General features: G+C 70.9%; 22 protein-coding genes. 9 read left to right on the top strand and 13 right to left on the bottom strand.

The window, feature by feature from the left end:
* Positions 1–5: 5 nt before the first annotated feature.
* Genes ACFFQA_RS03380 through ACFFQA_RS03360 form a run of 5 tightly spaced genes read right to left on the bottom strand, consistent with a single transcriptional unit; the run spans position 6 to position 5,827 of the window.
* The gene (locus ACFFQA_RS03380) at positions 6–1,604 is read right to left on the bottom strand and encodes an acyl-CoA carboxylase subunit beta (protein WP_377850068.1); all 1,599 of its coding nucleotides are present in this window, start codon (positions 1,602–1,604) and stop codon (positions 6–8) included.
* Positions 1,601–2,743: an acyl-CoA dehydrogenase family protein gene (locus ACFFQA_RS03375; protein ID WP_377850067.1), complete on the bottom strand. Its 1,143-nt coding sequence runs from the start codon at positions 2,741–2,743 to the stop codon at positions 1,601–1,603. Before ACFFQA_RS03375 ends, ACFFQA_RS03380 begins: the two co-directional genes overlap by 4 nt.
* Positions 2,740–4,446, bottom strand: a complete 1,707-nt coding sequence (locus ACFFQA_RS03370; RefSeq protein WP_377850066.1) for an acyclic terpene utilization AtuA family protein — start codon at positions 4,444–4,446, stop codon at positions 2,740–2,742. The genes ACFFQA_RS03375 and ACFFQA_RS03370 overlap by 4 nt, the downstream gene beginning before the upstream one ends.
* Positions 4,443–5,234 carry a TIGR03084 family metal-binding protein gene (locus ACFFQA_RS03365; protein WP_377850065.1) on the bottom strand — a complete coding sequence of 264 codons (792 nt, stop codon included), beginning with the start codon at positions 5,232–5,234 and terminating at the stop codon, positions 4,443–4,445. Before ACFFQA_RS03365 ends, ACFFQA_RS03370 begins: the two co-directional genes overlap by 4 nt.
* On the bottom strand, positions 5,231–5,827 hold the full coding sequence (locus tag ACFFQA_RS03360) for a TetR/AcrR family transcriptional regulator (protein ID WP_377850216.1): 597 nt from the start codon (positions 5,825–5,827) through the stop codon (positions 5,231–5,233). The genes ACFFQA_RS03365 and ACFFQA_RS03360 overlap by 4 nt, the downstream gene beginning before the upstream one ends.
* Before the next feature lie 318 nt (positions 5,828–6,145).
* Here ACFFQA_RS03360 and ACFFQA_RS03355 point away from each other — a divergent pair, with 318 nt between their 5' ends.
* The gene (locus tag ACFFQA_RS03355) at positions 6,146–7,201 is read left to right on the top strand and encodes a hypothetical protein (RefSeq protein WP_377850064.1); all 1,056 of its coding nucleotides are present in this window, start codon (positions 6,146–6,148) and stop codon (positions 7,199–7,201) included.
* 57 nt (positions 7,202–7,258) lie between these two features.
* On the opposite strand, the gene ACFFQA_RS03350 is transcribed toward ACFFQA_RS03355, so the two are convergent.
* The gene (locus tag ACFFQA_RS03350) at positions 7,259–7,627 is read right to left on the bottom strand and encodes a hypothetical protein (protein ID WP_377850063.1); all 369 of its coding nucleotides are present in this window, start codon (positions 7,625–7,627) and stop codon (positions 7,259–7,261) included.
* Between the two features lie 169 nt (positions 7,628–7,796).
* Here ACFFQA_RS03350 and ACFFQA_RS03345 point away from each other — a divergent pair, with 169 nt between their 5' ends.
* A complete protein-coding gene (locus ACFFQA_RS03345; protein ID WP_377850062.1) occupies positions 7,797–8,138 on the top strand; it encodes a hypothetical protein in 342 nt (113 codons plus the stop codon).
* Between the two features lie 24 nt (positions 8,139–8,162).
* Positions 8,163–8,714 carry a GNAT family N-acetyltransferase gene (locus tag ACFFQA_RS03340; RefSeq protein WP_377850061.1) on the top strand — a complete coding sequence of 184 codons (552 nt, stop codon included), beginning with the start codon at positions 8,163–8,165 and terminating at the stop codon, positions 8,712–8,714.
* Positions 8,715–8,718: 4 nt separating this feature from the next.
* Here ACFFQA_RS03340 and ACFFQA_RS03335 read toward each other — a convergent pair whose 3' ends face one another.
* From ACFFQA_RS03335 to ACFFQA_RS03325, 3 genes are all read right to left on the bottom strand, one after another.
* Positions 8,719–9,726, bottom strand: coding sequence for an RNA polymerase sigma factor (locus ACFFQA_RS03335; protein WP_377850060.1), 1,008 nt, complete (start codon positions 9,724–9,726; stop codon positions 8,719–8,721).
* Between the two features lie 13 nt (positions 9,727–9,739).
* The gene (locus ACFFQA_RS03330; protein WP_377850059.1) at positions 9,740–10,873 is read right to left on the bottom strand and encodes a serine hydrolase domain-containing protein; all 1,134 of its coding nucleotides are present in this window, start codon (positions 10,871–10,873) and stop codon (positions 9,740–9,742) included.
* A gap of 83 nt (positions 10,874–10,956) precedes the next feature.
* The gene (locus ACFFQA_RS03325; RefSeq protein ID WP_377850058.1) at positions 10,957–12,006 is read right to left on the bottom strand and encodes an Rv2578c family radical SAM protein; all 1,050 of its coding nucleotides are present in this window, start codon (positions 12,004–12,006) and stop codon (positions 10,957–10,959) included.
* Between the two features lie 145 nt (positions 12,007–12,151).
* Between ACFFQA_RS03325 and ACFFQA_RS03320 the strand changes: the two genes are divergently transcribed.
* From ACFFQA_RS03320 to ACFFQA_RS03310, 3 genes are read left to right on the top strand one after another with little or no spacing between them, the layout of a single operon-like run.
* Positions 12,152–13,765, top strand: coding sequence for a PP2C family protein-serine/threonine phosphatase (locus ACFFQA_RS03320; protein WP_377850057.1), 1,614 nt, complete (start codon positions 12,152–12,154; stop codon positions 13,763–13,765).
* Complete coding sequence (locus tag ACFFQA_RS03315) at positions 13,765–14,811, top strand: cobalamin B12-binding domain-containing protein (RefSeq protein ID WP_377850056.1); 1,047 nt, start codon at positions 13,765–13,767, stop codon at positions 14,809–14,811. The genes ACFFQA_RS03320 and ACFFQA_RS03315 overlap by 1 nt, the downstream gene beginning before the upstream one ends.
* Positions 14,811–15,170 carry an STAS domain-containing protein gene (locus tag ACFFQA_RS03310; RefSeq protein ID WP_377850055.1) on the top strand — a complete coding sequence of 120 codons (360 nt, stop codon included), beginning with the start codon at positions 14,811–14,813 and terminating at the stop codon, positions 15,168–15,170. The genes ACFFQA_RS03315 and ACFFQA_RS03310 overlap by 1 nt, the downstream gene beginning before the upstream one ends.
* Position 15,171: 1 nt before the next feature.
* Here the strand turns inward: ACFFQA_RS03310 and ACFFQA_RS03305 are convergent, their stop codons facing one another.
* A complete protein-coding gene (locus tag ACFFQA_RS03305; protein WP_377850054.1) occupies positions 15,172–15,786 on the bottom strand; it encodes a hypothetical protein in 615 nt (204 codons plus the stop codon).
* Position 15,787: 1 nt separating this feature from the next.
* Entirely contained in the window at positions 15,788–16,477 is a 690-nt protein-coding gene (locus ACFFQA_RS03300; RefSeq protein WP_377850053.1) for an MBL fold metallo-hydrolase, read from the bottom strand.
* A 145-nt stretch (positions 16,478–16,622) separates the two neighbouring features.
* On the opposite strand from ACFFQA_RS03300, the gene ACFFQA_RS03295 reads away from it, so the two are divergent.
* Together ACFFQA_RS03295 and ACFFQA_RS03290 are read left to right on the top strand one after the other, a co-directional pair.
* Complete coding sequence (locus ACFFQA_RS03295; protein WP_377850052.1) at positions 16,623–17,468, top strand: peptidylprolyl isomerase; 846 nt, start codon at positions 16,623–16,625, stop codon at positions 17,466–17,468.
* Between the two features lie 362 nt (positions 17,469–17,830).
* Positions 17,831–18,424, top strand: a complete 594-nt coding sequence (locus tag ACFFQA_RS03290; RefSeq protein WP_377850051.1) for a lytic polysaccharide monooxygenase auxiliary activity family 9 protein — start codon at positions 17,831–17,833, stop codon at positions 18,422–18,424.
* Positions 18,425–18,529: 105 nt separating this feature from the next.
* Here the strand turns inward: ACFFQA_RS03290 and ACFFQA_RS03285 are convergent, their stop codons facing one another.
* A complete protein-coding gene (locus ACFFQA_RS03285; RefSeq protein WP_377850050.1) occupies positions 18,530–18,985 on the bottom strand; it encodes a MarR family winged helix-turn-helix transcriptional regulator in 456 nt (151 codons plus the stop codon).
* A 245-nt stretch (positions 18,986–19,230) separates the two neighbouring features.
* On the opposite strand from ACFFQA_RS03285, the gene ACFFQA_RS03280 reads away from it, so the two are divergent.
* A complete protein-coding gene (locus ACFFQA_RS03280) occupies positions 19,231–20,178 on the top strand; it encodes an SDR family NAD(P)-dependent oxidoreductase (RefSeq protein ID WP_377850049.1) in 948 nt (315 codons plus the stop codon).
* On the opposite strand, the gene ACFFQA_RS03275 is transcribed toward ACFFQA_RS03280, so the two are convergent.
* On the bottom strand, positions 20,175–22,157 hold the full coding sequence (locus ACFFQA_RS03275; protein ID WP_377850048.1) for an APC family permease: 1,983 nt from the start codon (positions 22,155–22,157) through the stop codon (positions 20,175–20,177). The two genes, ACFFQA_RS03280 and ACFFQA_RS03275, sit on opposite strands and share 4 nt — an antisense overlap.
* Positions 22,158–22,298: the final 141 nt, after the last annotated feature.

Genomic DNA, 22,298 nt, shown 5'->3' with positions numbered 1-22,298 from the left:
GCTCCTCACATCCGGAACACGCCGAACCGCTCGGCACCGGCCACCTCAGCGCTGTGGATCGCGGAGAGGCAGATGCCGAGAACGGTCCTGGTGTCCCTGGGGTCGATCACGCCGTCGTCGTAGAGGCGGCCGGACAGGAAGGGGGCGAGGGACTGTTCCTCGATCTGCTGCTCGACCATGGCGCGCAGGCCCGCGTCGGCCTGCTCGTCGTAGGGCTGTCCCTTCGCGGCGGCGGCCTGCCGCGCCACGATCGAGAGCACCCCGGCCAGCTGCGCGGGCCCCATCACCGCGGACTTCGCGTTCGGCCAGGTGAACAGGAACCTGGGGTCGTAGGCCCTGCCGCACATGCCGTAGTTGCCCGCGCCGTAGGAGGCGCCCATCACCACGGTCAGGTGCGGCACGGTGCTGTTGGACACCGCGTTGATCATCATCGCGCCGTGCTTGATGATCCCGGCCTGCTCGTACTCCTTGCCGACCATGTAGCCGGTGGTGTTCTGCAGGAACAGCAAGGGCGTGTCCGAGGCGTTGGCGAGCTGGATGAACTGCGTCGCCTTCTGCGCCTCCTCGCTGAACAACACCCCCCTGGCGTTGGCCAGGATGCCGATCGGGTAGCCGTGCAGCGATGCCCAGCCGGTGATCAGGCTGGTGCCGTAGGAGGGCTTGAACTCGTCGAAGTCCGACGCGTCGACCAGCCGCGAGATCACTTCGCGCGGGTCGAAGGGCTCGCGCAGGTCCGTCGGCACGATGCCGAGCAGGTCCTCCGGGTCGTGCAGCGGCTCGGTGGCGGGCAGCGACGGCCCCGGTCCGTGCTTGCGCCAGTTCAGCCTGGCCACGATCCGGCGGCCGATGCGCAGCGCGTCCGGCTCGTCCTCCGCGAGGAAGTCCGCGAGTCCGGAGGTGCGGGCGTGCATCTCCGCGCCACCGAGCGACTCGTCGTCGGACTCCTCGCCGGTGGCCATCTTCACCAGCGGCGGCCCACCGAGGAAGACCTTGGCGCGCTCCTTGACCATCACCACGTAGTCGCTCATGCCGGGCACGTACGCGCCACCGGCGGTGGAGTTGCCGAAGACCAGCGTCACCGTGGGCACCCGCGCGGCCGAGGCCCTGGTGAGGTCGCGGAACAACCGCCCGCCGGGGATGAAGATCTCGCTCTGGCTCGGCAGGTCGGCGCCGCCGGACTCCACGAGGTTGACCACCGGCAGCCGGTTGGCCATGGCGATGTCCGTGGCGCGGAAGGTCTTGCGCAGCGTCCACGGGTTGCTCGCGCCACCGCGCACCGTGGGGTCGTTGGCCACGATCAGGCACTCGACCCCGGAGATCACGCCGATGCCGGTGACCATGCTCGCGCCCACGGCGTAGTCGGTGCCCCAGCCCGCGAGCGGGGACAGCTCCAGGAACGCGGAGTCCTCGTCGATCAGCAGCTCGATCCGCTCACGCGGCAACAGCTTCCCGCGTTTGTGGTGCCGGTCGACGTACTTCTGCCCGCCGCCAGCCAACGCCTTGGCGTGCTCGGTGGCGAGCTCGTCGAGCTTGCCGAGCATGGCCTCGCGCCGGGCGAGGTGCTCGCCGGAACTGGTGTCCACTGTGGACTTCAGAACGGTCACGCCGTGTACCCCATCCGTCGGGCGGCGAGGTCGGCAAGGACCTCGCTCGCACCACCGCCGATGCCCAGGATCCGGGAGTCCCGGTAATGCCTCTCCACCTCGGCCTCGCGCATGTACCCGAAGCCGCCGTGCAGCTGCACGGCCGCGTCCACCACGAAGTCGCACGCCTGCACGGCGGCGTTCTTCGCCATGCAGACCTGTGCGACGACCTCCTTGCCCGCCGCCACGTCCAGCACGACCGAGCGCACGTAGGTCCTGGCCAGCTCGACGCGCTGGGTCATCTCCACCAACCGGTGCCGCACGAGCTGGCGGCCGATCAGCGGCCTGCCGAAGGTCGACCGGTCGCGGACCCAGCCCAGCGCCAGCTCCAGACACCGTTCCGCTGTCGCGTACGCCTGCACGGCAAGGCTGAGCCGCTCCACCTGGAACTGGCGCATCAGGTGGACGAACCCGCTGTCCTGCTCGCCGACGAGGTTCCGCACGGGTACGCGGGCGTCCACAAAGGACAACTCCGCCGTGTCGGAACAGTGCCAGCCCATCTTCTCCAGCCCGCGGCTGACCGTGAAGCCAGGTGTGCCCCGCTCCACCACCAGCAGGCTCACCCCGCCGTAGCCGGGTTCTCCCGTGCGCACGGCGGTGGTGACGAAGTCCGCCCGCACTCCGGAGGTGATGTAGGTCTTGGCCCCGTTGACGACGAAGTGGTCGCCGTCGCGGACCGCACGGGTGCGCAGGGCGGCCACGTCCGACCCGCCGTCAGGCTCGGTCACCGCGAGCGAACCGATCAGCTCACCGGCCAGCGTCGGCCGCACGAACCGGTCGACGAGCTCATCCCCACCCGCGTCCACGATGTGCGGCAACGAGATCCCGTGGGTGAACAGCGCGGCGACCAGCCCGGAGGAACCACCGGCGCGGATCACCTCCTCGGTCACCACGGACACGTCGACCAGGTCTCCACCCTCGCCGCCGACCTTCTCGTCGAAGCCGATGCCGAGCAGTCCGGCTTCGGCGGCCTTGCGGTGCAGCTCGCGCGGAACCTCACCGGCGCGTTCCCACTCCGCGAGGTGCGGGTGAACCTCGCGGCGCACGAAAGCCCGGACGGACTCCCGCAGCGCGTCCCGTTCAGGGGTGTCGAAGCTCAACGGTCCTCCTCCGGCAACAGCGCCACCGGCAGGTCGACCACGCGAGCGCGCAGCCACTCCCCCAGTGCCTTGGCTTGCGGGTCGAACCGGGTCGAGGACGCGACGCCCTCCCCGAGCAACCCGTGCACCACGAAGTTCACCGCACGCAGGTTGGGGAACTGGTGCCGTTCGACCTCCAGGTCAGCGACCTCGGGCAGGAGCTTGCGCAGCCGGTCCACGGTCAGCTCGTGCGCCAGCCATTGGAACGCCTCGGGCGAGCGGGCCCAGACACCGAGGTTGGCGTCACCCCCCTTGTCGCCCGAGCGCGCACCGAACAACGTGCCAAGAGGAACGGCCCTGGTCGGCCCAGTCGGCGGTACCGGGACCTCGTCGGCCAGCGCGAAGGCCCACTCCGGCTGGCGCGGGTCATCACCGATGACCTCGACCCGCTCGCCGCCCGGCAGCACGGCGATGTGCTGGACGTTGTCGCGGGGCACGAAAGCAGGCCGGTAGACACCGAACGGCGTGCCGTCAGCGGGCGGGGCGGTGACGTGGAAACCCGGATAGGAGGCGAGTGCGAGCTCCACGGCCGCGCGGGAGAACGCCTTGGCCCGCTTGGGGTCTGTTGTCTTGATGGTGGCGTGCAGGAGCGCGCTCGCCGTCTCCTCGGTGTCGGCGTCCGCGTGATCGGTGCGAGCCAGCGTCCAGGTCAGCCCGTCCGCGCCGACGGCGGCTTCGAGCTGACGGCGGACGAGCGCGGCCTTCGCTTCGACGTCCAGTCCGCACAGCACGAACGTCGTGGCGTTGCGCCAGCCGCCGACAGTGTTCAGGCAGACCTTGAGGGTGGAAGGAGGTGAGGAGCCCCGGGCTCCGGAGATCCGGACCCGGTCCGGCCCCTGCTGTTCGAGCTCCACGGTGTCGAAACGGGCGGTCACGTCCGGACCGGGATAGTCGGCGCCGCCGATCTCGTAGAGCAGCTGCGCGGTGACCGTGTCCACCGTGACCGCGCCGCCGGTGCCAGGGTGCTTGGTGATCACCGAGCTGCCGTCGGCGTGCAGCTCCGCGATGGGGAACCCGGCGTGGCCGAGGTCGGCGACCTCGGTGAAGAACGAGTAGTTCCCGCCGGTCGCCTGGGCACCGCACTCCAGGACGTGGCCCGCGACGGTCGCCCCGGCGAGCTGGTCGAGGTCCCGCGAGCCCCACCCGAAGTGCGCGATGGCGGGCCCGACCACCAGGGACGCGTCAGTGACCCGGCCGGTCACCACCACGTCCGCCCCGGCGCGCAGGCACTCCGCGATTCCCCACGCGCCGAGATAGGCGTTGGCGGTCAACGGTTCGCCGAGACCGAGCTCGGCGGCCCGTCCACGCAGGTCGTCGCCCTCGACGTGGGCGACCGACACCGCCAGCCCGAGCCGGTCCGCGAGCGCGCGGAGCGCGTCGGCCAGGCCTGCCGGATTGAGGCCGCCGGCGTTGGCGACGATCTTCACGCCCTTGTCCATGGCCAGCCCGAGGTTGGCCTCCAGCTGACGGAGGAAGGTCTTGGCGTAGCCCAGCTTCGGGTCCTTCATCCGGTCCCTGCCGAGGATGAGCATGGTCAGCTCGGCCAGGTAGTCCCCGGTGAGGACGTCGAGCGGACCGCCTTCCAGCATCTCCCGCATCGCCGCGAACCGGTCCCCGTAGAAACCGGAGGCGTTGCCGACCACGAGAGGAGCACGCGCGTTCATGAGAACTGCCCCGCCTTCCGGCCGCCGCCGGGTGGCCCGGCGAAGGCCTGGGCGATGCCCAGCCACGTCCGCGCCACCTCGCCGGTCGCGGTCACGTCGAGATCGTCGAGGTGGCGCCGCTGGGTGACGAGAAGACAGAAGTCCTTCGCCGAGCCGCGGACCCGCTGCGCGGCCTCCTCCGGGCCCCACGCCCAGACACCACCGTCCGGCGCGTCCAGCTCGACCCGCACCGGCTCCTCCGGCACCGCCATCCCGTTGACCTGGAAGGCGAATCCCATCGTCCGCACGCCGAGGTAGGCGATGTGCCGCAACCGCGCGGTGAGGCGCCGGGTCACGCCGAGCGCGTCGACGACGTCCTGACCGTGCGCCCAGGTCTCCATGATCCGCGCCGTGGCCATGGAGCGCGGCTTCATCGGCGGTCCGAACCACGGCAGCTTGGTCTCCGGGTCTGCGAGCGCGAGGGCAGCGGTGAGCTCGCTGCGTCCGCGTCGCCACCGTCGCAGCAACGCGTCGGGTTCCTCGGCAGCGCCCTCCGCCGCTCCGGCTTCCACGTAGCCGGTCGGGTCGGACACGGCCTCACGCAGCTCTGCGGTGAACGCGTCGGGGTCGCGGATGGACAGCACGGACAACCGGTCGGTCCAAGCGAGGTGGGAGACCTGGTGCGCGACAGTCCACCCCTCGGCGGGCGTGGGCGTACGCCAGCCCTGTTCGTCGAGCCCGGCCACCAGCGCGTCCAGTTCGTCACCCTCGGCACGCAGATCCGCCGACAGCGCGATCAGGTCCGTCATCGGTTCCCCTCACCTTTCGAGCTCTGCTGACTGGTGCGTTCGTTCTCCACGGCGCGGGCGAGCTCCCGGTCGAGGGTCTGCGCCCAGTTGCGCACGATCCGGTTGCGGCGGCGGGTGTCGTCGGCGAGCTGCGCGGCCAACGCGAGCCCGCGCGCGAGGTCGAGCGTGGTCTGCACGGCCACCCGCACCTCGGCGTTGGAGTCGTCCACGCCGAGCAGCTCGACGGCCAGGCCGTGGGTCTCGCGGCCGAGGCGGGCCTGGAGCGGCACAACGGCCTTGTGCAGGTCGGCGTCGGTGCGCGCGGCGACCCACAGCTCCAGAGCGGCGGTGAACAACGGGCTGGCGAAGAAGTCGGCGATCAGCCGCACGACGGCGACCGTGCGGTCCTCGGCGTCGCTGATCTCGGCGGCCTGGCTGCGCAGCACCTGCACGCTCTCCGCGCCCACGTGCTCGACAGCGGCGGTGACCAGCTCGGCGCGGGTCGGGAAGTGGTGCAGCTGGGCGCCACGGGACACCCCGGCCCGTTCGGCGACCAGCGTGGTGGTCGTACCCGCCCAGCCGCGTTCCACCAGGCACTCCACGGTGGCAACCATGAGTTTTCGCCTGGTCTCGCGGCTGCGGTCGGCCTGGCGCTGGCGCGTCGTGGTCGTCTCGGACACGTCCCGAGTCTCACCGCTCACTAACAAACAGTCAAGCCTGCTTGTTAGTTGCGGCGACGCGTCAGCCGGGCCTCGGCGACAGCACCGGGCTCACTGCGGGCGTCGCGTGTCCCACGTTCCGTGACCGTCCGGTGTTACCGGGTTCGACGTACTGTGAAGCATCGCTATTTCGTTCCCTGGCAAGGAGATGGCGTGGTTAGCCTGAGCGCGGTTCGTGGCGGGTGCCACGACATCGCAAAGGGGGAACTCGCTGTGAGAACCAGATCAGGGGTGGGCGCGGCCCGGGGCTGCGTGCTGGTGGCGGTCGGGGCGCTGGTGTTCGGTGTGCCCGCGGTGGCGTCGGCCGGTCCGGCGATCACCCAGCTCGCCGCGCTGGAGGCCGGTGCGGCCAGCGGCGCGTGGGGGATCAACGACGCCGGGGTGGCGGTCGGCTGGTCGAACACGAGCGGGACGTCGCACGCGGTCCGCTGGGCGCCGGACGGCACAGCGACCGACCTGGGCACCCTGCCCGGCGACACGGGCAGCAGGGCCACCGCGATCAGCGCTGACGGCACGGTCGTGGGCCACTCCTCGTCCCGCGACGGCAACCGCGCGGTGCGCTGGGCGCCGGACGGCACGATCACCGAGCTCGCGAGCCTGCCGGGCAACGCCTACTGCACCGCGGAAGCGGTCACCAGCGCGGGCACGGCCGCGGGCCACTGCTCCACCGCGTACTCGGTCTCCACCGGCCGCGCGGTGCGCTGGGCGGCGGACGGCACGGTCACCGACCTCGGCACCCTGCCCGGCGACACGGCGAGCAGCGGCTTGGCGATCAACCGCGACGGCACCGTCACCGGCTGGTCCACCCGCCCGAACGGCACCCAGCGCGCGGTCCGGTGGAGTGTCGACGGCACTGCGGCGGAGCTGCCGTCGCTGTCCGGAGGCGAGCAGAGCAGTGCCCGGGGCATCAGTGACGACGGCACGATCGTCGGCCGGGTCTGGGTCTACCGGGCCGGGCGCGGCGTGAACCACGCTGTGCGGTGGAACACCGACGGCACCGTCACCGATCTGGGCACGCTGCCCGGCGCCACCGCCGCGCAGAGCGAAGCCGTGGCGCTGAACGCCAGTGGCACGATCGTCGGCGAGTCGCAGACCGCCAACGGCCGCTACACCGCCGTCCGGTGGGCCGCGACCGGCATCGCCGAAGACCTCGGGACGCTGCCGAACGTCTCCGAGGGCACGATCACCTTCGCGACGGCGATCAACGGCGCCGGAGTGGTCGTCGGCAGCTCCGGAGGCAACGCCGTCCGCTGGACCACGACCCGCTGACCCACCTCACGCCCGGCCGACGCCGACGGTGTCGGCCGGGCGTTGCCGTACTCGACGTCAGCCGTGACCGAAGCCGCCCGGCACGGCGGGTGTCCGCCCGCGAAGCGGGTCAACGACGACGCAGGTAGGCCGGTCAGCGACGAAACGAGTCAGCGGTGAGCCGAGCGGCGCGATCCGCCCAGTCGCATCCAGCGGAGCAATGACACTCAGCGGAGCAATGACATCCAGCGGAGCAGCGACACCCAGCGGAGCCGTCACATCCAACAGCCCAGCCACATCCAACGGCGCCGTCACATCCAACGGCGCAGTCGCGCCCAGCGACAGCTCAATCGACAAGGACCTCGCCGCATCGTGACCCCACGGTCCGGTCGACCTGTGTGCCTGACAGCCGAGCTGGTTCACCGCCAGCCCGACATCGCTGTTCACCCGGATGCGCTGACTCGGCCGCTAGCCCGCACCGTTAACGCGGAACGGGTGGTCTGACATGCTGTGCCTATGACTACCTCCTTCAGGAGCTGTGGCGCGTAAGCCGCCGTCTCGGGTTCGCCGTGCTCTGCGCAGGCAGCGCCGTCCACGCGATCCAGAACATGCCGCCGTGGTGTCCGGGATCTCCGGCAACGCCCAACGTCGTGTCGCCGAGTTCGAGCGGCGCTACCTGTATCCAGGCGCGGTCGCGCGTGCGGTGGACACGTGGTCCATGCGGGTACATGGCCCAGTCCGGGCACTCGCGGTGAGCGAGGTCGATGAGTCTTGCCCATGCGGGTGCGACGAAGCCGCCGGGCGCCCGGCGCTGGAGCGGGTGGTGCGAGGGCTGCACGGTGAGGCCGGGCACGAGCTACGGGTGATCGTGGCTCGGCTGGACGCCGTGTTCGTGCGACGCTTCGGATTCGATCCCGCGCTGGTGCACGGACGCGAGTGGTGGAACCACCTCCCGTAGTCGTGGGACGGGATACTTGGTGGCATGGCGGGTGATTCCTTGCTGACCGAGCGCCTGGAGCTGCGACGGTTCCGAGATGAGGACGCGGCGGCGTTCCACGCGTACCGGTCGGATCCCGGGGTGGCGCGCTACCAGTCCTGGGACGCTTCACTGTCCACAGTGGATGCCGCCGCACTGGTGGCCGAGTTCGCCGGGCTTGATCCGCGAGCCCCGGGGTGGTTCCAGTACGCCGTGACGCTGCGGGCGGGCGGGGCGTTGGTCGGCGATGTCGGGGTGAACCTGCACCAGAACCTGATGCAGGCCGAGATCGGCTTCACCTTCGCCACTGAGCACCAAGGGCGTGGCCACGCCACCGAGGCCGTGTGCCGTGTGGTGGATCACCTCCTTGTCTCCCAAGGGCTGTGCCGGGTGTCGGCGGAGTGCGACGCGCGGAACACCGCATCGGCTCGCCTGCTCGAACGGGTCGGTTTCCGGCGGGAGGGCTACCGCCCGCAGTACACCTGGCTCAAGGGTGAGTGGACCGACGACCTGCTCTTCGGGGTGCTGGCAGCGGACTGGGTGCCGTTGCCCGGGTGAGGGATCAGTCGAGGTGGTCCCGGAGGTGGTGGGACCGGGCTGGGTGCCGGAGCTTGCACATGGTCCTGGACTCGATCTGCCGGATCCGCTCCCGCGTGACGCCGCACAGCTCGCCGATCTCGTTCAGGGTGCGCGGCCTGCCGTCCGTGAGCCCGAATCTCAGGCGCACGATGGTCGCCTCGCGCTCGGTGAGCGTCGCCAGCACCGCCTCGATCTGGTTGCGCATCTGGGCGAAGGACACGGCCTCGACCGCCGTGACGCCTCCGCCGTCCTCGATGAGGTCGCTGAGGACCGACTCGCCGTCGTCACCGATGGCCTGGTCGAGGGAGAGGGGTTCGCGGGCGTACTGCCGGATCTCCATGACCTTCACCACGGGCATGTCCATCGCCCTGGCGAGGTCGTCCGGGGTGGGTTCGCGGCCCAGGCTCTGGAGCAGCTCGCGTTCGACGCGGCCGAGCTTGTTGAGGACCTCGACCAGGTGCACCGGGATGCGGATGGTGCGGGCGTGGTCGGCGAGGGCCCGGCCGATGGCTTGGCGGATCCACCACGTCGCGTAGGTGGAGAACTTGAAACCCTTGGTGTAGTCGAACTTCTCCACCGCGCGGATCAGACCGATGTTGCCTTCCTGGATCAGGTCCAGCAGCGGCATGCCCCTGCCGGTCTGGCGCTTGGCCAGCGAGACCACCAGCCGCAGGTTCGCCTCCACCAGGTGGCCCTTCGCCCGGAGCCCGTCCTGCTCGATCCATTCCAGGTCCCGACGCGTCTGGGCGGTGAGCGTCGTCGTGTTGTCCCGCAGTCGTTGCGCCGCGTACAGCCCGGCCTCCATCCGTTTGGCCAGCTCCACCTCCTCGTGCGCGCGGAGCAGATCGACCCTGCCGAGCCGGTTGAGGAAGTGCCGGACGGAGTCGGTGGTCACCGCGCGCTCGGCTTCAGCACGGATCCGTTGGTGTGTCTCTTCCTCGTCCCAGTCGAACTCCTCGCCGACTGGGCGCGCTGTCGCGCTTGCTGTCACTGTGCCTCCCGGTTCACCGCTTTTCGTGTCGCGTCGGGTCCGCCTGGCAGTAGGCGGAGTTGAACAGGCCGATCACCGTCTCCGCCGGGGCGGGACGGCTGTGGGGGTTGTAGGACAAGGTCAGCTGCCGGCCACCAGCGGAACCGGTGGCGTAGGTGAGGAAGCCGATCAGCTCGCCTCCGTGGCCGAACACCCTTGCCCCGCAGGGGAGGTCGAACCGTTGCAGCCCAAGGCCGTACTGGAAGTCCGTTCCGGTCGGCACCGTCTGCTTCATCGCGGCGAGACCGGCGGCACTGGTCAGCCTTCCCGCCAGCAACGCGGCCAGGAACCGGTTCAGGTCGGCGGACGTGGAGACCATCTCGCCCGCCGCCCAGTCCAGCGACGGGTTCATCGCCGTGGCGTCGACCGGCCCGCCGTCGATCCAGGTGTAGCCATGGGCGTGCGGCTCCGCAACGCCGGGGTGGTCGCCGGGAACCGTGGTGTGCGCCAAGCCGAGCGGACGGAGGATCCGGTCACGGATCTCCGTGCCGTAGTCGCGGCCGGTGAGCCGTTCGATGAGCAGCCCGGCCACGATGTAGTTGGTGTTGGAGTACTTCCACGCCGAGCCCGGGTGCGGGAAGACAGGCGGATGGGAGAAGGCCACGGCGAGCAGCTCCTGTGGCCGGTAGCTCCGGAACCGGGCGTCGCCCCGCCAGCGGTTGGTGGAGTAGCCGGGGTCGTGCATGTAGTCGTAGAGGCCGCTGGTGTGGTTGAGCAGCTGGCGGACCGTGATCCGCTCGCCGTTGGGCACCGTGCCGGGCAGGTGGCGGGCGATCGGGTCGTCCAGCCCGAGCCTGCCCTCGTCAGCGAGTTGCAGGAGCACGGTCGCGACGAACGTCTTGGTGACGCTGCCGATCCGGAAGTGCCCATCGGCGCGGGGGCGGGCGGGTGAGGACAGCTCCCGCACGCCCGCCGCGCCGGACCAGTGGGCAGGGCCGTCGTCGAGCCGCGCCAGTGCCGCCGTCGCCGCCCGCGTCGCCACCATGCGGTCCAGTCCGGCCTTCAGCGCACCGCCGGGCAGAGTGGTCGCACCCGCGGAGGCCGTCAGCGAAGCCAGCGCCACGAGGGCGGCCAGTGCCAGGGCCAGTAGGCCGATCTTCTTTGTCACAAAGGAAAATCTAGGCTCGGCGGAGGGGGATGTCCCTGCGGAGTACCGTTGAGTTCAGCTGCGGAAAACCACAGTTCTCCCGTTCACAGCAGGGTGAGCTGCTCCTGGCGGACCGGGGCCGCGCCGAGGGCCGGAGGCAGCGCTCCTTCCGGCCACAGGCCCTCCTCGTCGGCGGGTGTGCCCACCGCGCTCCTGCCTTCTCTCGGAGCCAGGCCGTGCCTGCGCAGCAGCGGGGCGACGCGCTCCCCCAACCAGCGCCGGTAGCGGCGGTCGGCATAGCTGCCCCTGGCGTAGACCCGTTGGTAGCCCGCGACGAGGTCCGGGCGTTCGCGCTCCAGCCACGCGAAGAACCATTCGCGCGCACCCGTGCGCAAATGCAGCGGCAGCACGGTCACTCCCGTCGCTCCCGACTCGCGAACGGAGGCGAGCAGGTCGTCGAGCTGGGCGACCGAGTCGGTGAGCCACGGCAGCACCGGGGCCACGAACACACCGCAGGGCAGACCGGCTTCACGCACTCGTCGCACCAGTTCGAGCCGGGCCTGCGGGCTGGCCGTTCCGGGTTCGAGCGTGCTTTGCAGCTCGCGGTCCAGCAGCGCGATGGACACACCGATACCGATGGGCAGCTTCTTGCCGACCTCGGCCAGCAACGGGATGTCCCTGGAGAGCACCGTGCCCTTGGTCAGGATCGAGAACGGGGTTCGCGCGTCGGCGAGAGCGCCGATGATGCCCGGCATCAGCTGATAACGGCCCTCCGCGCGCTGATAGGGGTCGGTGTTGGTGCCCATGGCCACGTGCTCACGACCCCACTTCGGCGAACGTAGTTGCGCTGCGAGCACTTCGGGGGCGTTGACCTTGACGATGACCTGGGTGTCGAAGTCGCGCCCGGAGTCGAGGTCCAGATAGGTGTGCGAGGCCCTCGCGAAGCAGTAGGTGCACGCATGAGAGCAGCCCCGATACGGGTTGACCGTCCAGCCGAACGGCATGGAGGAGCCACCGGGCACCTTCGAGAGCACCGACTTCGCCCGGATCTCGTGGAAGGTGACCTCGGCGAAGCCCGGGGTCGGGGTGGTGGAGTACTCCAGCCCCGGCAGAGTGGCCGCCATCCGGTCGTCGCGCTGATTGTCCCACCTCATGGCGATTATTCGAACATGCGTTCGAGAAGCTGACAACAGTTTTCGCTCGTTCAGGGACTTGCGTTGCCCTATCGAGGCCACTCTGCCCACGCTGGGTACCTGCGTTACCGTGCAACCGACGATCACCGGCCCGAGAGGAGCGGGGGTGCTGGAGCCGATGACCGGGACGAAGGCGTCGATCGGAGCCTCCCCGCAGCAGCCTGACCAGCGCCCACAGCCGCGCCGCCACGAGCTGCTCGCGGGCAGCATCGAGGCCGTGCTCCTCTGCGACCGCGACGGCACCGTGCTCACGGCCGACGGCCGGGCGACGGAGCTGCTGCCGGACCTCACCGCGGGATCGGTGCTGCCGGTGCGCGAGACCGGGGACTTCCGGGCCGGGTCCGGGGACCGGACGTTGCACTGGCGCCGCCACGACCTCGGCGACGGGCGGCACCTGTGGTACGTCCGCGACGTCAGCGAGGAGAGCGGTCGCACCGACGCGCTGCTGGCCGAGCGCGCGCGTTCCGGGTTCCTCGCCGCGGCCAGCCGCAAGCTCGGCCTCTCGCTGCACCCGTCGCGGACCGCTCGCGCGGTGGTGTCCCTCGCCGTGCCGAAGCTCGGCGACAGCGCGACGGTGCTGCTGCCACCGGCCGCGGGGAGGGTGCGGTGGTGGCGCCACGCCGTGGGGACGGACGTTCGGGAGAGCTGGGTGCGCCCGACGCAGCTGCCGGAGCCGATCGCCGACGCCATGGCCGGGCTGGGGGCGCACTCCTCGCCGTGGGTGGTCGACGAGCTCACCGAGGCGGGCTGGCTGTGGCCCGCCGACCAGCGGCCCGCGTACGCGCTGGTGATCTCCTTGCCGGGAAACGGGAATCCGGCCGGAGTGCTGGTGCTGACGGGGGCGAGCGAGTTCACCGACGACGACACCGCGCTGGCGCGGGAGTTCTGTTCGCGCGCCGGGATCGCGCTGGCCGCCGCCTCGCTCTACGGCGACCAGGCGCGCACCGCGTCGACGCTGCAACGGAGCCTGCTGCCCGCGCCGCTGCCGGAGGTGCCCGGCATGGCCTTCGGCGCGGCCTACCGGCCCTCCCGCGAGGCGTTGCGCATCGGCGGGGACTTCTACGAGGTGTACCCGTTGCCGGACGGGGCGGCCCTGTTCGCGCTCGGTGACGTGTGCGGCAAGGGTGTCGAGGCCGCTGTGCTCACCGGCCAGGTGCGCCAGACACTGCGGGCGTTGTCCCGCGTGGAGCGCGACCCGGTCCGGCTGCTGCGGCTGCTCAACGAGACGATGCTGGACGGCAGCCGGTCGCGGGACCAACGCTTCGTGACCATGGTCCTCGGGCTGGCGGTCCCGGCCAAGGACGGTGGCCTGACGCTGACGATCGGCGTCGGTGGCCACCTGCCGCCGTTGCTGCTGCGGGCCAACGGCGCGGTGGAGACCGTCGAGCTGACCGGGATGCTGGTGGGCGTCTTCGAGGACGCGACCTTCACCGAGACCACCGTGCACCTGCTCGCCGGGGAGTGCTGCGTGCTCTACAGCGACGGGGTCACCGAGGCCAGGGGCGGACGCGAGGGGCACACGATGTTCGGCGAGCGGCGGCTGGCCGACGCGCTCTTCGGGTGCGCGGTCATGCCACCGGGCGCGGTGGCCGAGCGGGTCGAGCTGCTGGCGACCCAGTGGCTGGCAGGCCGCGACCACGACGACATCGCCGTGCTCGCGGTGCGCGCGCACGGCAGGCACCTGCACGCCGTACCGGAACGGCGGGAAAGCCGGAACTGATGACCCTCACGCGGCCCGCCGACGAGCTGACCGAGGAACGCGACACGTTGTTCGCCCTCCTCGGGGAGGCCGACGAGCACGCGGCGACCGACTTCGTGATCCGCTTGCTGGACAACGGGGTCGAGCCCGAGCGGCTGCTGCTGGAGCTCGTCGCGCCGGTCCAGGTCAGGGTCGGGGAGCACTGGGCGGCCAACCGCTGGACCGTGGCGCAGGAGCACGCCGCCACCCACATCAGCGAGCGGGTAGTCGCGGCGCTGAGCACCCGGACTCCCGTGCGGCACAGCCGGGGCCACGTCGTCGTGTCCTGTATGGACGGTGAGTGGCACGCGTTGTCGGCGCGGCTGGTCGCCGAGGTGCTGCGGCTGCGCGGGTGGCGCACGACCTTCCTCGGCGCGAGCGTCCCCGCCTCGCACCTCGTGTCCTACCTGCACCAGGAGGGGCCGGACGTGGTGGCGCTGAGCTGCGCGCTCCCGGTCCGCCTGCCGCACGCGCACCGGATGATCGAGACCTGTCAGCGGACCGGGGTGCCCGTGCTGGTCGGCGGGACCGGGTTCGGGCCGGGCGGGCGGTGGGCGCGCACGCTCGGGGTCGACGGGTGGGCGCCGGGCGCCGCCGCCGCGGCCGAGCTGCTGGAGGGCCGGTGGCCGGTCGGCGCCCCGCCTCGCCCGGCTCTTGACCACCTCGCCGACGACGAGTACCCGAGCCTGCTCAAGCGCCGCGACGAGCTGGTCGACACCGCCTTCGCCGCCGTGCTGCGGCACGTCCCGGCCGCCGCCGGCTACGACGAACGGCAGCGGGAGGCCACCGAGGAGGACCTCGGGCACCTCGTGGACTTCCTCGCCGCCGCGGTCTACGTCGAGGACAGCGAGCTGTTCACCGGCTTCCTGGACTGGACGGCCGCGATCCTGGCGGCGCGGAAGGTGCCGCCGTCCACGGTGCTGGTCCCGCTGCGCGCCTGCCGCGCCGCGCTCTACGACTTCCCCCGCGCGCGCAACCACCTCGAAGCCGGGATCACCAGGCTGGCCGTCGAGAGAAAGGATCAGTGATGGCGCCAGAACCCCTGACAGTCGATGTCGACGACGAGCCGACGCCCGCGTGCCTGCGCCTGACCGGTGAGCTCGACTACGCCACCGCGCCCCTGCTGCGCCAGGAGCTGGACACCCTGTTCATCGCGGGCCACGGCAGCCTCGTCCTCGACCTCACCGAACTGGGGTTCTGCGACTCCGCGGGACTGGCGGCGATCCTGACCGGCTACCGGGGCTGCCGGGAAGCGGGCGGCAGGCTGCTGCTGGTCGGGGTCGACGCGCAGCTGGAGAAGGTGCTGCGGGTGACCGGTCTGCTGAGCGCGCTGACCGAGCCCCAGCCGGAGCAGAGCGACGACGCCGACGCCGGCGTCCCGTCCTGACCTACTCCATCGACGCCACGAAGCGGGACACCACGTCGTGGCCGAGGCGCTGCGCCAGCCGGCCCTCCTGCGCCGCCGCGGCGAGCAGGAACAGCGGCCGCTCGTCGAGCCCGGCTCCCCTCGCCTCCGCCCGCAGCTGCGCGACGAGCAGCTCCGAGAACACCAGCGCCGACGGCTGCCCGGTCGCGATGAGGGCGTCGGCGAGCTTGCGCAGCGCCAGCAGGTCCAGCTCCCGGATCCCTCTCTCGGCGTAGGCGGCCAGCGGGACGGTGACCGTGCTCCGCCCGCAGGTGACCAGCAGGCCGACCGTCCGGATCCCCCTGACCTGGCTGACCAGCACGCCGAGGTCGGTGAGCTGGGTGAGATCGACCTTGGTGGTGCTCAGCGCCCGCACGCCGATCTCCGTGCCCGCCAGCCAGGTCCGCCTGCGCGACTCGGCGAACGAGAGCAGCCACGGCGGGACACCGATCACCACGAACAGCACGGTCCCGGCCGTGGGGTCGGTGAGCAGCCCGGCGAGCGCGCCGACCAGCAGCGCGAGCACGGTGCCTCCGACCGCCACCACCACCGCGCGCCTGCGCAGCACGGCGGGGGCGATCAGGTCGAGCGGGACCACCTCACATCCCCCTGGTGGGGAACGCCGCTCCGCCGCCCGCGAGGAAGGGGTTGGTCACCCGTTCCCTGCCGATCGTGGAGGCCGGACCGTGGCCGGGCAGCACCACCGTGTCGTCGTGCAGCGGCAGGATCTTCTCCTTCAGCGAGCGCATGATCTCCTCGGAGTCCCCGCCGGGCAGGTCGGTGCGGCCGATCGAGCCCGCGAACAGGGTGTCGCCGGAGAACAGCAGGCTGCCGCCCTCCTCGGTGGTGGTGCGGAAGCACACCGAGCCGCGCGTGTGCCCCGGCGTGTGGTCCACCGTGAAGGACAGCCCGGCCAGGTCGAGCACGTCACCGTCAGCCAGCTCGCGGACCTCCTCGGGCTCGGCCATGTCCACGCGGCCGCCGAACAGCGCCGCCGCCTGCGGACCGAGCGCGCTGGCCGGGTCGGACAGCATGGCCCGGTCCTCCGGGTGGATCCAGGCGGGCACGCCGTAGGAGCGGCAGATCTGCGCCGCGGAGAAGACGTGGTCGAAGTGACCGTGGGTGAGCAACACGGCGACCGGGGTCAGCCGGTGCTTGGCCAATGCCTCCTCGATCGGATCGACAGCGTCCTGACCTGCGTCGATGATGACGCAGTCGGCGTCTTCGGCCGGGGCGAGCAGGAAACAGTTGGCCTGCAACGCGCCGACCGGGAAGCCTGCGACCAGCACAGCGGAGACCTCCGGGCGTGGGGTGTTCGGAGACAGGAGAGAATCAGGCCCAGCCTAACGGGGCGGCGTCACCACACCGGGTTCACACCGAGTTCCCTAGACTGCGCCGCCGCGTCACTACGCACGATCCTCGGGAGGGAGCACTGTGCCGAGCAACGAGCAGCGCCGCCAGGCCGCGAAGCGGAAACTGGAGCGGCAGCTGGAGCGGCGGGCCCAGCGCGCCAAGCGGCGCCGCGTCATCGGAATCGTCTCCGCGGTGGGTGGAACGGTCGTGGTCGTCGGCCTGATCTTCTGGATCTCGACGATGCCGTCATCGACCGACCCCGCGGCGAACCCGACGAGCACGACGCCGACCCCGGTGCAGATCCCGACCGAGCTGGCCAAGCCCGCGACCCGTCCCGCGGCGCTGCCCCCGAAGGTCACCTGCGACTACAAGCCGGCCGATGGCGACAAGAAGGCGGCCAAGGAGGTCAAGGCGCCCGAGGGCAAGGACGTCTCGGCCACCGGCACCGTCAACGTCACGCTGAACACCAACGTCGGCGATCTGCCGCTGACGCTGGACCGCGGCCTCGCGCCGTGCGCGGTGAACAGCTTCGTCAGCCTCGCGAAGCAGGGTTACTACAACGACACCACCTGCCACCGGATCAGCACCGAGGGCCTGCAGATGCTGCAGTGCGGCGACCCGACGGCGACCGGCTCCGGCGGCCCCGGCTACTCCTTCGCCGACGAGGTCTGGCCCGAGCTGAAGTACGGCCGCGGCTACCTGGCGATGGCCAACTCCGGCCCGAACACCAACGGCAGCCAGTTCTTCATCGTCTACGGCAACGCCGAGCTGCAGCCGAACTACACCGTCTTCGGCACCATCGGCGAGGAGGGCCTCAAGCACATCGACGAGGTCGCCCGCGCCGGTCACGACGGTTCGATGGACCCCAGCCCGGGTGGCGGCAAGCCGAACAAGGAGGTCAAGTTCCTCAAGGCGGTCGTCGCCTGAGGCACTGAGGCCACGATGTGACGAGGGCCCGTCCGAGTGATCGGACGGGCCTTCGCCGTACTCACCGCAGGGGGTCGGTGCTGGACGGGCCGCCGATGCCGCCCGCGACCGGCGGCGGGCTTGCCGGGGTGGACCGTAACGTCATTACCGGCGATCAGCCGACGGAATAGATTCTTTGTGAAGCGTCAGCGATCAACCGTGTTCACCGGCTGGCCGTTGCGCTCTGAACAACAGAAAAGACACGCTTGCGGCGGTATCGGCGTCGCCGCGCCGTCCGCTACTGTCCAATTCCCTCCCATCGCCTCCGGGAGGAATTCTCCGCCGCCGATCATGCTCCACCCTGCCCAGCATGAGGAGAAACGGTGGCAAGCAAGCTGTTAGGACGACTCAGCGCGATCGTCGCGACCTGCGTGGCCCTGCCCCTCGCCTTCGCCGGGGTCGCCAACGCGCACGGCTACACGACCAACGTCCCGAGCAGGGCCTACCTGTGCAAGACCGGTGCGGTGTCCAACTGCGGACCGATCCAGTGGGAGCCGCAGAGCGTCGAGGGCCCCAAGGGCTTCCCCGGCGGCGGCCCGGCCAACGGCCGGATCTGCGCGGGCGGCCTCGGCCAGTTCGCCCAGCTGGACGACCCGCGCGGGGGCTCGTGGCCTGCGAAGAAGGTGACCTCCGGCGGGAACCTGACCTTCAGCTGGACGCTGACCGCGGCGCACGCGACCACGTCGTTCCGCTACTTCATCACCCGCAACGGCTGGAACCCGTCCGCGCCGCTGACCCGCGCGCAGCTGGACCCCGCGCCGTTCTACACGGTGAACTTCAACGGCGCCCGCCCCGGGTCGACCGTGACCCACACCGGGCGCCTGCCCGCGAAGTCCGGGCGGCACCTGATTCTCGCGGTCTGGGACATCGCCGACACCGGAAACGCTTTCTACCAGTGCGGTGACGTCACTTTCTAGAAAAGCAAGCGAATAGCCTCCCCGTGCCACGGGGAGGCTCTTCGTCGATGCGCACCGAAAGGGCTTTTCGCCGACGACGGTGTCACTGTTGCCGGTGACATCGAACTAGTGGTGCCACGCCTTCCCGCCGACGTTGTGGATCATGCGTTGCAGGACCTTGAGCGTGCGCACGTACTCCTCGTCGGGAATGCCGTCGTGGATCCGCGCTCGCAGCTCCTGCTGGAGCCGGGCGACCCGCTCGAACAGCGCGCCGCCCTCCTCGGTCACGACCAGGCGCCCGTCGTCGCCCAGCGCGATCCACCCCCGGTCGAGGACCGTGTCGATCTCCGGCTGCAACGCGGCGCCGACGTCGAGGTAGCCCTCCAGCACGGCGGTCACCTCCGCACGGGTCCGCCCGGCCCGGCTCCCGGCCACCTGGGCGAGCACCCACCACCGGGGCTGCGTGAGGTCGTGCTCGGCGAGGGCGGCCCGGATGTGGCCGACCGCCGCCTTGTGCGCCGCCCAGCTCCAGTAGCCGATCGGTTGCCGCGCCAGCTCTTCGTCGTTGTGCGAGAACTCCATGCGGCGACCGTAGGAACTCAACCCCGGTTCAGGTCAAGGATCGCCCCTCGGTCTCCGGCAGCGGCGCCGCCAGGAACGCGGCCGCGCCCCGACGACACGGGTTCAGGGCTTTCGAGCGCGCGCAGGGCTTCATCGTTTTTTCCTTTGGCCACAAGCCATTGCGGAGACTCCGGCACCGATGTGCCCGCCCGCCTTCCGTCGCGACGCTTGACTTGGAGCGCGCTCCACTTCCTAGCCTCGATCGCATGACAACGGCCCAGCACAAGATCGGCTCCGGCTTCGACGCCCGGAGCACCGCCGCCGACGTCCTGGACGGCATCGACCTCACCGGCAAGCTCGCGGTCGTCACCGGCGGCTACTCCGGCCTCGGCCTGGAGACCACCCGCGCCCTGGTCGCGGCGGGCGCCCACGTCGTGGTCCCGGCCCGGCGCCGCGACACCGCCGAGCAGGCCCTCGCGGGCATCGACGGCGTGGAGATCGACGAGCTCGACCTCGGCGACCTCGACAGCGTCCGTGGCTTCGCCGAGCGGTTCCTGGCCTCCGGCCGCGGCATCGACATCCTGATCAACAACGCCGGGATCATGGCGTGCCCGGAGACCCGCGTCGGCCCGGGCTGGGAGGCGCAGTTCGCGACCAACCACCTCGGTCACTACGCGTTGACCAACCTGCTGTGGCCCGCGCTGGCCCGCGACGGGGCGCGCGTGGTGTCGGTGTCCTCCGCTGGGCACCGCCGTTCCCCCATCCGTTGGGACGACGTGCAGTTCACGCACGGCTACGACAAGTGGGAGGCCTACGGTCAGGCCAAGACCGCCAACATCCTGTTCGCGGTCCAGCTCGACGCGCTGGGCAAGGACTCCGGAGTGCGGGCGTTCTCGCTGCACCCCGGTGGCATCCTCACCCCGTTGCAGCGCCACGTGCCCAAGTCCGAGCAGGTCGCGATGGGCTGGATCGACGAGGACGGCAACGCGCTGAACCCGAGCTTCAAGTCCCCGGAGCAGGGCGCGGCCACCCAGGTGTGGGCCGCGACCTCGCCCCAGCTCGACGGGAAGGGCGGCGTCTACTGCGAGGACTGCGAGATCGCCGAGCCCTCCGACGGCGACGCCCCCGGCGTTCGCGGCTACGCGACCGACCCCGAGCAGGCCGCCCGGCTGTGGGCGCTGTCGGCGGAGCTGACCGGGATCAACGCCTTCTAGCCGCCGACGTGGATGCCGGGCCGGCGGTCGGGGTCCTCCTCGCTCGTGCGCAGGATCTCCCGGACCACCGGCGCGGTGTCGCCCTTGCCCAGGATCAGGTAGCGGAACAGGTGGGTGAGCGGGTTGCCCTCCGACCACTCGAAGTAGCACCGAGGCCGCACCCCGGTGGCGTCGCGCAACGCCAGCAGGACCGCCGCGATCGCGTTGGGCACCGCCGGACTGTCCGCGCGCAGGATCCGGTGCCCGTCGACCTCGACGCCGCGCACCCGCAGCACGTCGCTGAAGTCCGAGGGGTCGATCACGTCGATCTCCAGGAACAGCACGTCGGCGGCGCCGGGCACCGGGTTCATCCCGCGCTGGGCGGCCTCCTTCTGGGAGTACTCGGCGGTGTCCCCGGCCTGCCGCTGGTTGGCGATGATGTTCAGCGCGGAGTCGTGCGCGAGCGAGTCGGTGACGTACCGCCGCGCGGCCTCGTCGAACTCGATCCGGTCGGCGCGCAGCTCGGTGGTGCGGGTGACCCTGGAGACCAGGGAGACCAGCACGATGCCCGCGATGAACACCGCGGAGATCGCGATGCCGTCCGGCTTCTCGATGACGTTCTCCACCAACGCGTACAGCAGCACCAGCGTGAGCACGCCGAAGCCGAAGCCCGCCCCGCGCTGGCGGCGGCGCGCCGCGGAGATGGTCACCGCGACCGAGCCGGAGACCATCATCGCCAGGATGCCGGTGGCGTACGCGCCGGACTGGGCGTTGACGTCGGCGCCGAAGGCGATGGTGATGCCGATGCTGATGGCGGTGTAGACCAGCACCACCGGCCGCACCGCGCGGCCCCAGTCCGGGGCCATGCCGTAGGAGGGCAGGTAGCGCGGAACGATGTTGATCAGCCCGGCCATCGCGGACGCGCCCGCGAACCACAGGATCAGGATGCTGCTGACGTCGTAGACGGTGCCGAAGACCTCGCCGAGCTGCTGGTGGGCCAGGTAGGCCATGGCCCGCCCGCTGGCCTTGCCGCCCTCGGCGAACTCCGGGGCGGGGATGAGCACGGTGGTGACGAAGCTCGTCGCGACCAGGTACACCGACATGATCACCGCGGCGGCGGTCAGCAGCTTGCGGGTGTTGCGGATCCGGTTGTCCAGCCGCTGCCGCTCGGTCTCGCCCTTCGCCGCCACCAGCGGCATCATGCTGACCCCGGTCTCGAACCCGGAGAGCCCGAGCACCAGCATCGGGAACGCCAGCACCGCCGCGCCGAGCGCGCCGGGCAAGCCACCGGGGTTGGTGGTCAGCGCGTCCCACCACGAGGACACCGCGACCGGGGAGGAGACCAGCTCGGCCACCGCCGCCACCACGGTGATCGCGTTGAGCAGCAGGAAGACCGCGACCAGCGGGATGGCGACGCCGACGGCCTCGCTGAAGCCGAGCAGGAACACCCCGCCGAGCACCAGCAGCAGCACGATGGTGATGGGCACGGCCTGCCCGTGCAGGAACTCCGGCACGTAGGGGTTCTCCAGCGCGTGCACGGTCGCGTCGGCCGAGGACAGGGTGATCGTGATGATCCACGACGTGGCCACGAACCCCAGCAGAACCAGCACGAACACCTTGCCGCGCCAGAACGGCAGCAGGTCCTCCAGCATCGCGACCGAGCCCTGGCCGTGCGGGCTCTCCTTGGCCACCCTGCGGTACATCGGCAGCATCCCGAGCAGCGTCAGCGCCACGATGAGCAACGTCGCCAGCGGGGACAGCGCACCTGCGGCGAGCGCGGCGATGCCTGGCAGGTAGGACAGCGTGGAGAAGTAGTCAACGCCGGTGAGGCACATGACCTTCCACCACGACTGCGGCGTGCCGTGGCCCTCGCCGCTCTCCGGGCCGACCGGCTGCACCCGGTTCTGCAGCAGCCAGGCGGTGAACCTGCTCGACGGCGGTTTCGGCCGGACCGGACTGTCCACCGAGGCCGGGACGGCCAGCTCGGGTGCGGTGCTCATCAGTCTCTTCCCCTGTCCGCGCCCATTAGAGCGCGATCCGGAATGTAGCGAGTCGGCCGGAGAGACACGCGAGGACATGACTTCTTTGGTCACATCCCCAACAAATCCGGACAAATAGCGCGCTTGTATATGCAAACACCT

Origin of the sequence: Allokutzneria oryzae, assembly GCF_042429765.1 — a bacterium.
In the GTDB taxonomy this organism is placed as follows: domain Bacteria; phylum Actinomycetota; class Actinomycetes; order Mycobacteriales; family Pseudonocardiaceae; genus Allokutzneria; species Allokutzneria oryzae.
Note: the sequence above shows the minus strand (reverse complement) of the source record. Positions and strands in the feature narration are given on the sequence as shown.

Bases quoted from the DNA above. Each gene is read 5' to 3' on its own strand.
- ACFFQA_RS03325 (WP_377850058.1), bottom strand. From the start codon at position 12,006: ATGAGGTGGGACAATCAGCGCGACGACCGGATGGCGGCCACTCTGCCG.
- ACFFQA_RS03285 (WP_377850050.1), bottom strand. From the start codon at position 18,985: ATGGAGTTCTCGCACAACGACGAAGAGCTGGCGCGGCAACCGATCGGC.
- ACFFQA_RS03310 (WP_377850055.1), top strand. From the start codon at position 14,811: ATGGCGCCAGAACCCCTGACAGTCGATGTCGACGACGAGCCGACGCCC.
- ACFFQA_RS03280 (WP_377850049.1), top strand. From the start codon at position 19,231: ATGACAACGGCCCAGCACAAGATCGGCTCCGGCTTCGACGCCCGGAGC.
- ACFFQA_RS03360 (WP_377850216.1), bottom strand. From the start codon at position 5,827: ATGGTTGCCACCGTGGAGTGCCTGGTGGAACGCGGCTGGGCGGGTACG.
- ACFFQA_RS03365 (WP_377850065.1), bottom strand. From the start codon at position 5,234: ATGACGGACCTGATCGCGCTGTCGGCGGATCTGCGTGCCGAGGGTGAC.
- ACFFQA_RS03315 (WP_377850056.1), top strand. From the start codon at position 13,765: ATGACCCTCACGCGGCCCGCCGACGAGCTGACCGAGGAACGCGACACG.
- ACFFQA_RS03340 (WP_377850061.1), top strand. From the start codon at position 8,163: ATGGCGGGTGATTCCTTGCTGACCGAGCGCCTGGAGCTGCGACGGTTC.
- ACFFQA_RS03275 (WP_377850048.1), bottom strand. From the start codon at position 22,157: ATGAGCACCGCACCCGAGCTGGCCGTCCCGGCCTCGGTGGACAGTCCG.
- ACFFQA_RS03370 (WP_377850066.1), bottom strand. From the start codon at position 4,446: ATGAACGCGCGTGCTCCTCTCGTGGTCGGCAACGCCTCCGGTTTCTAC.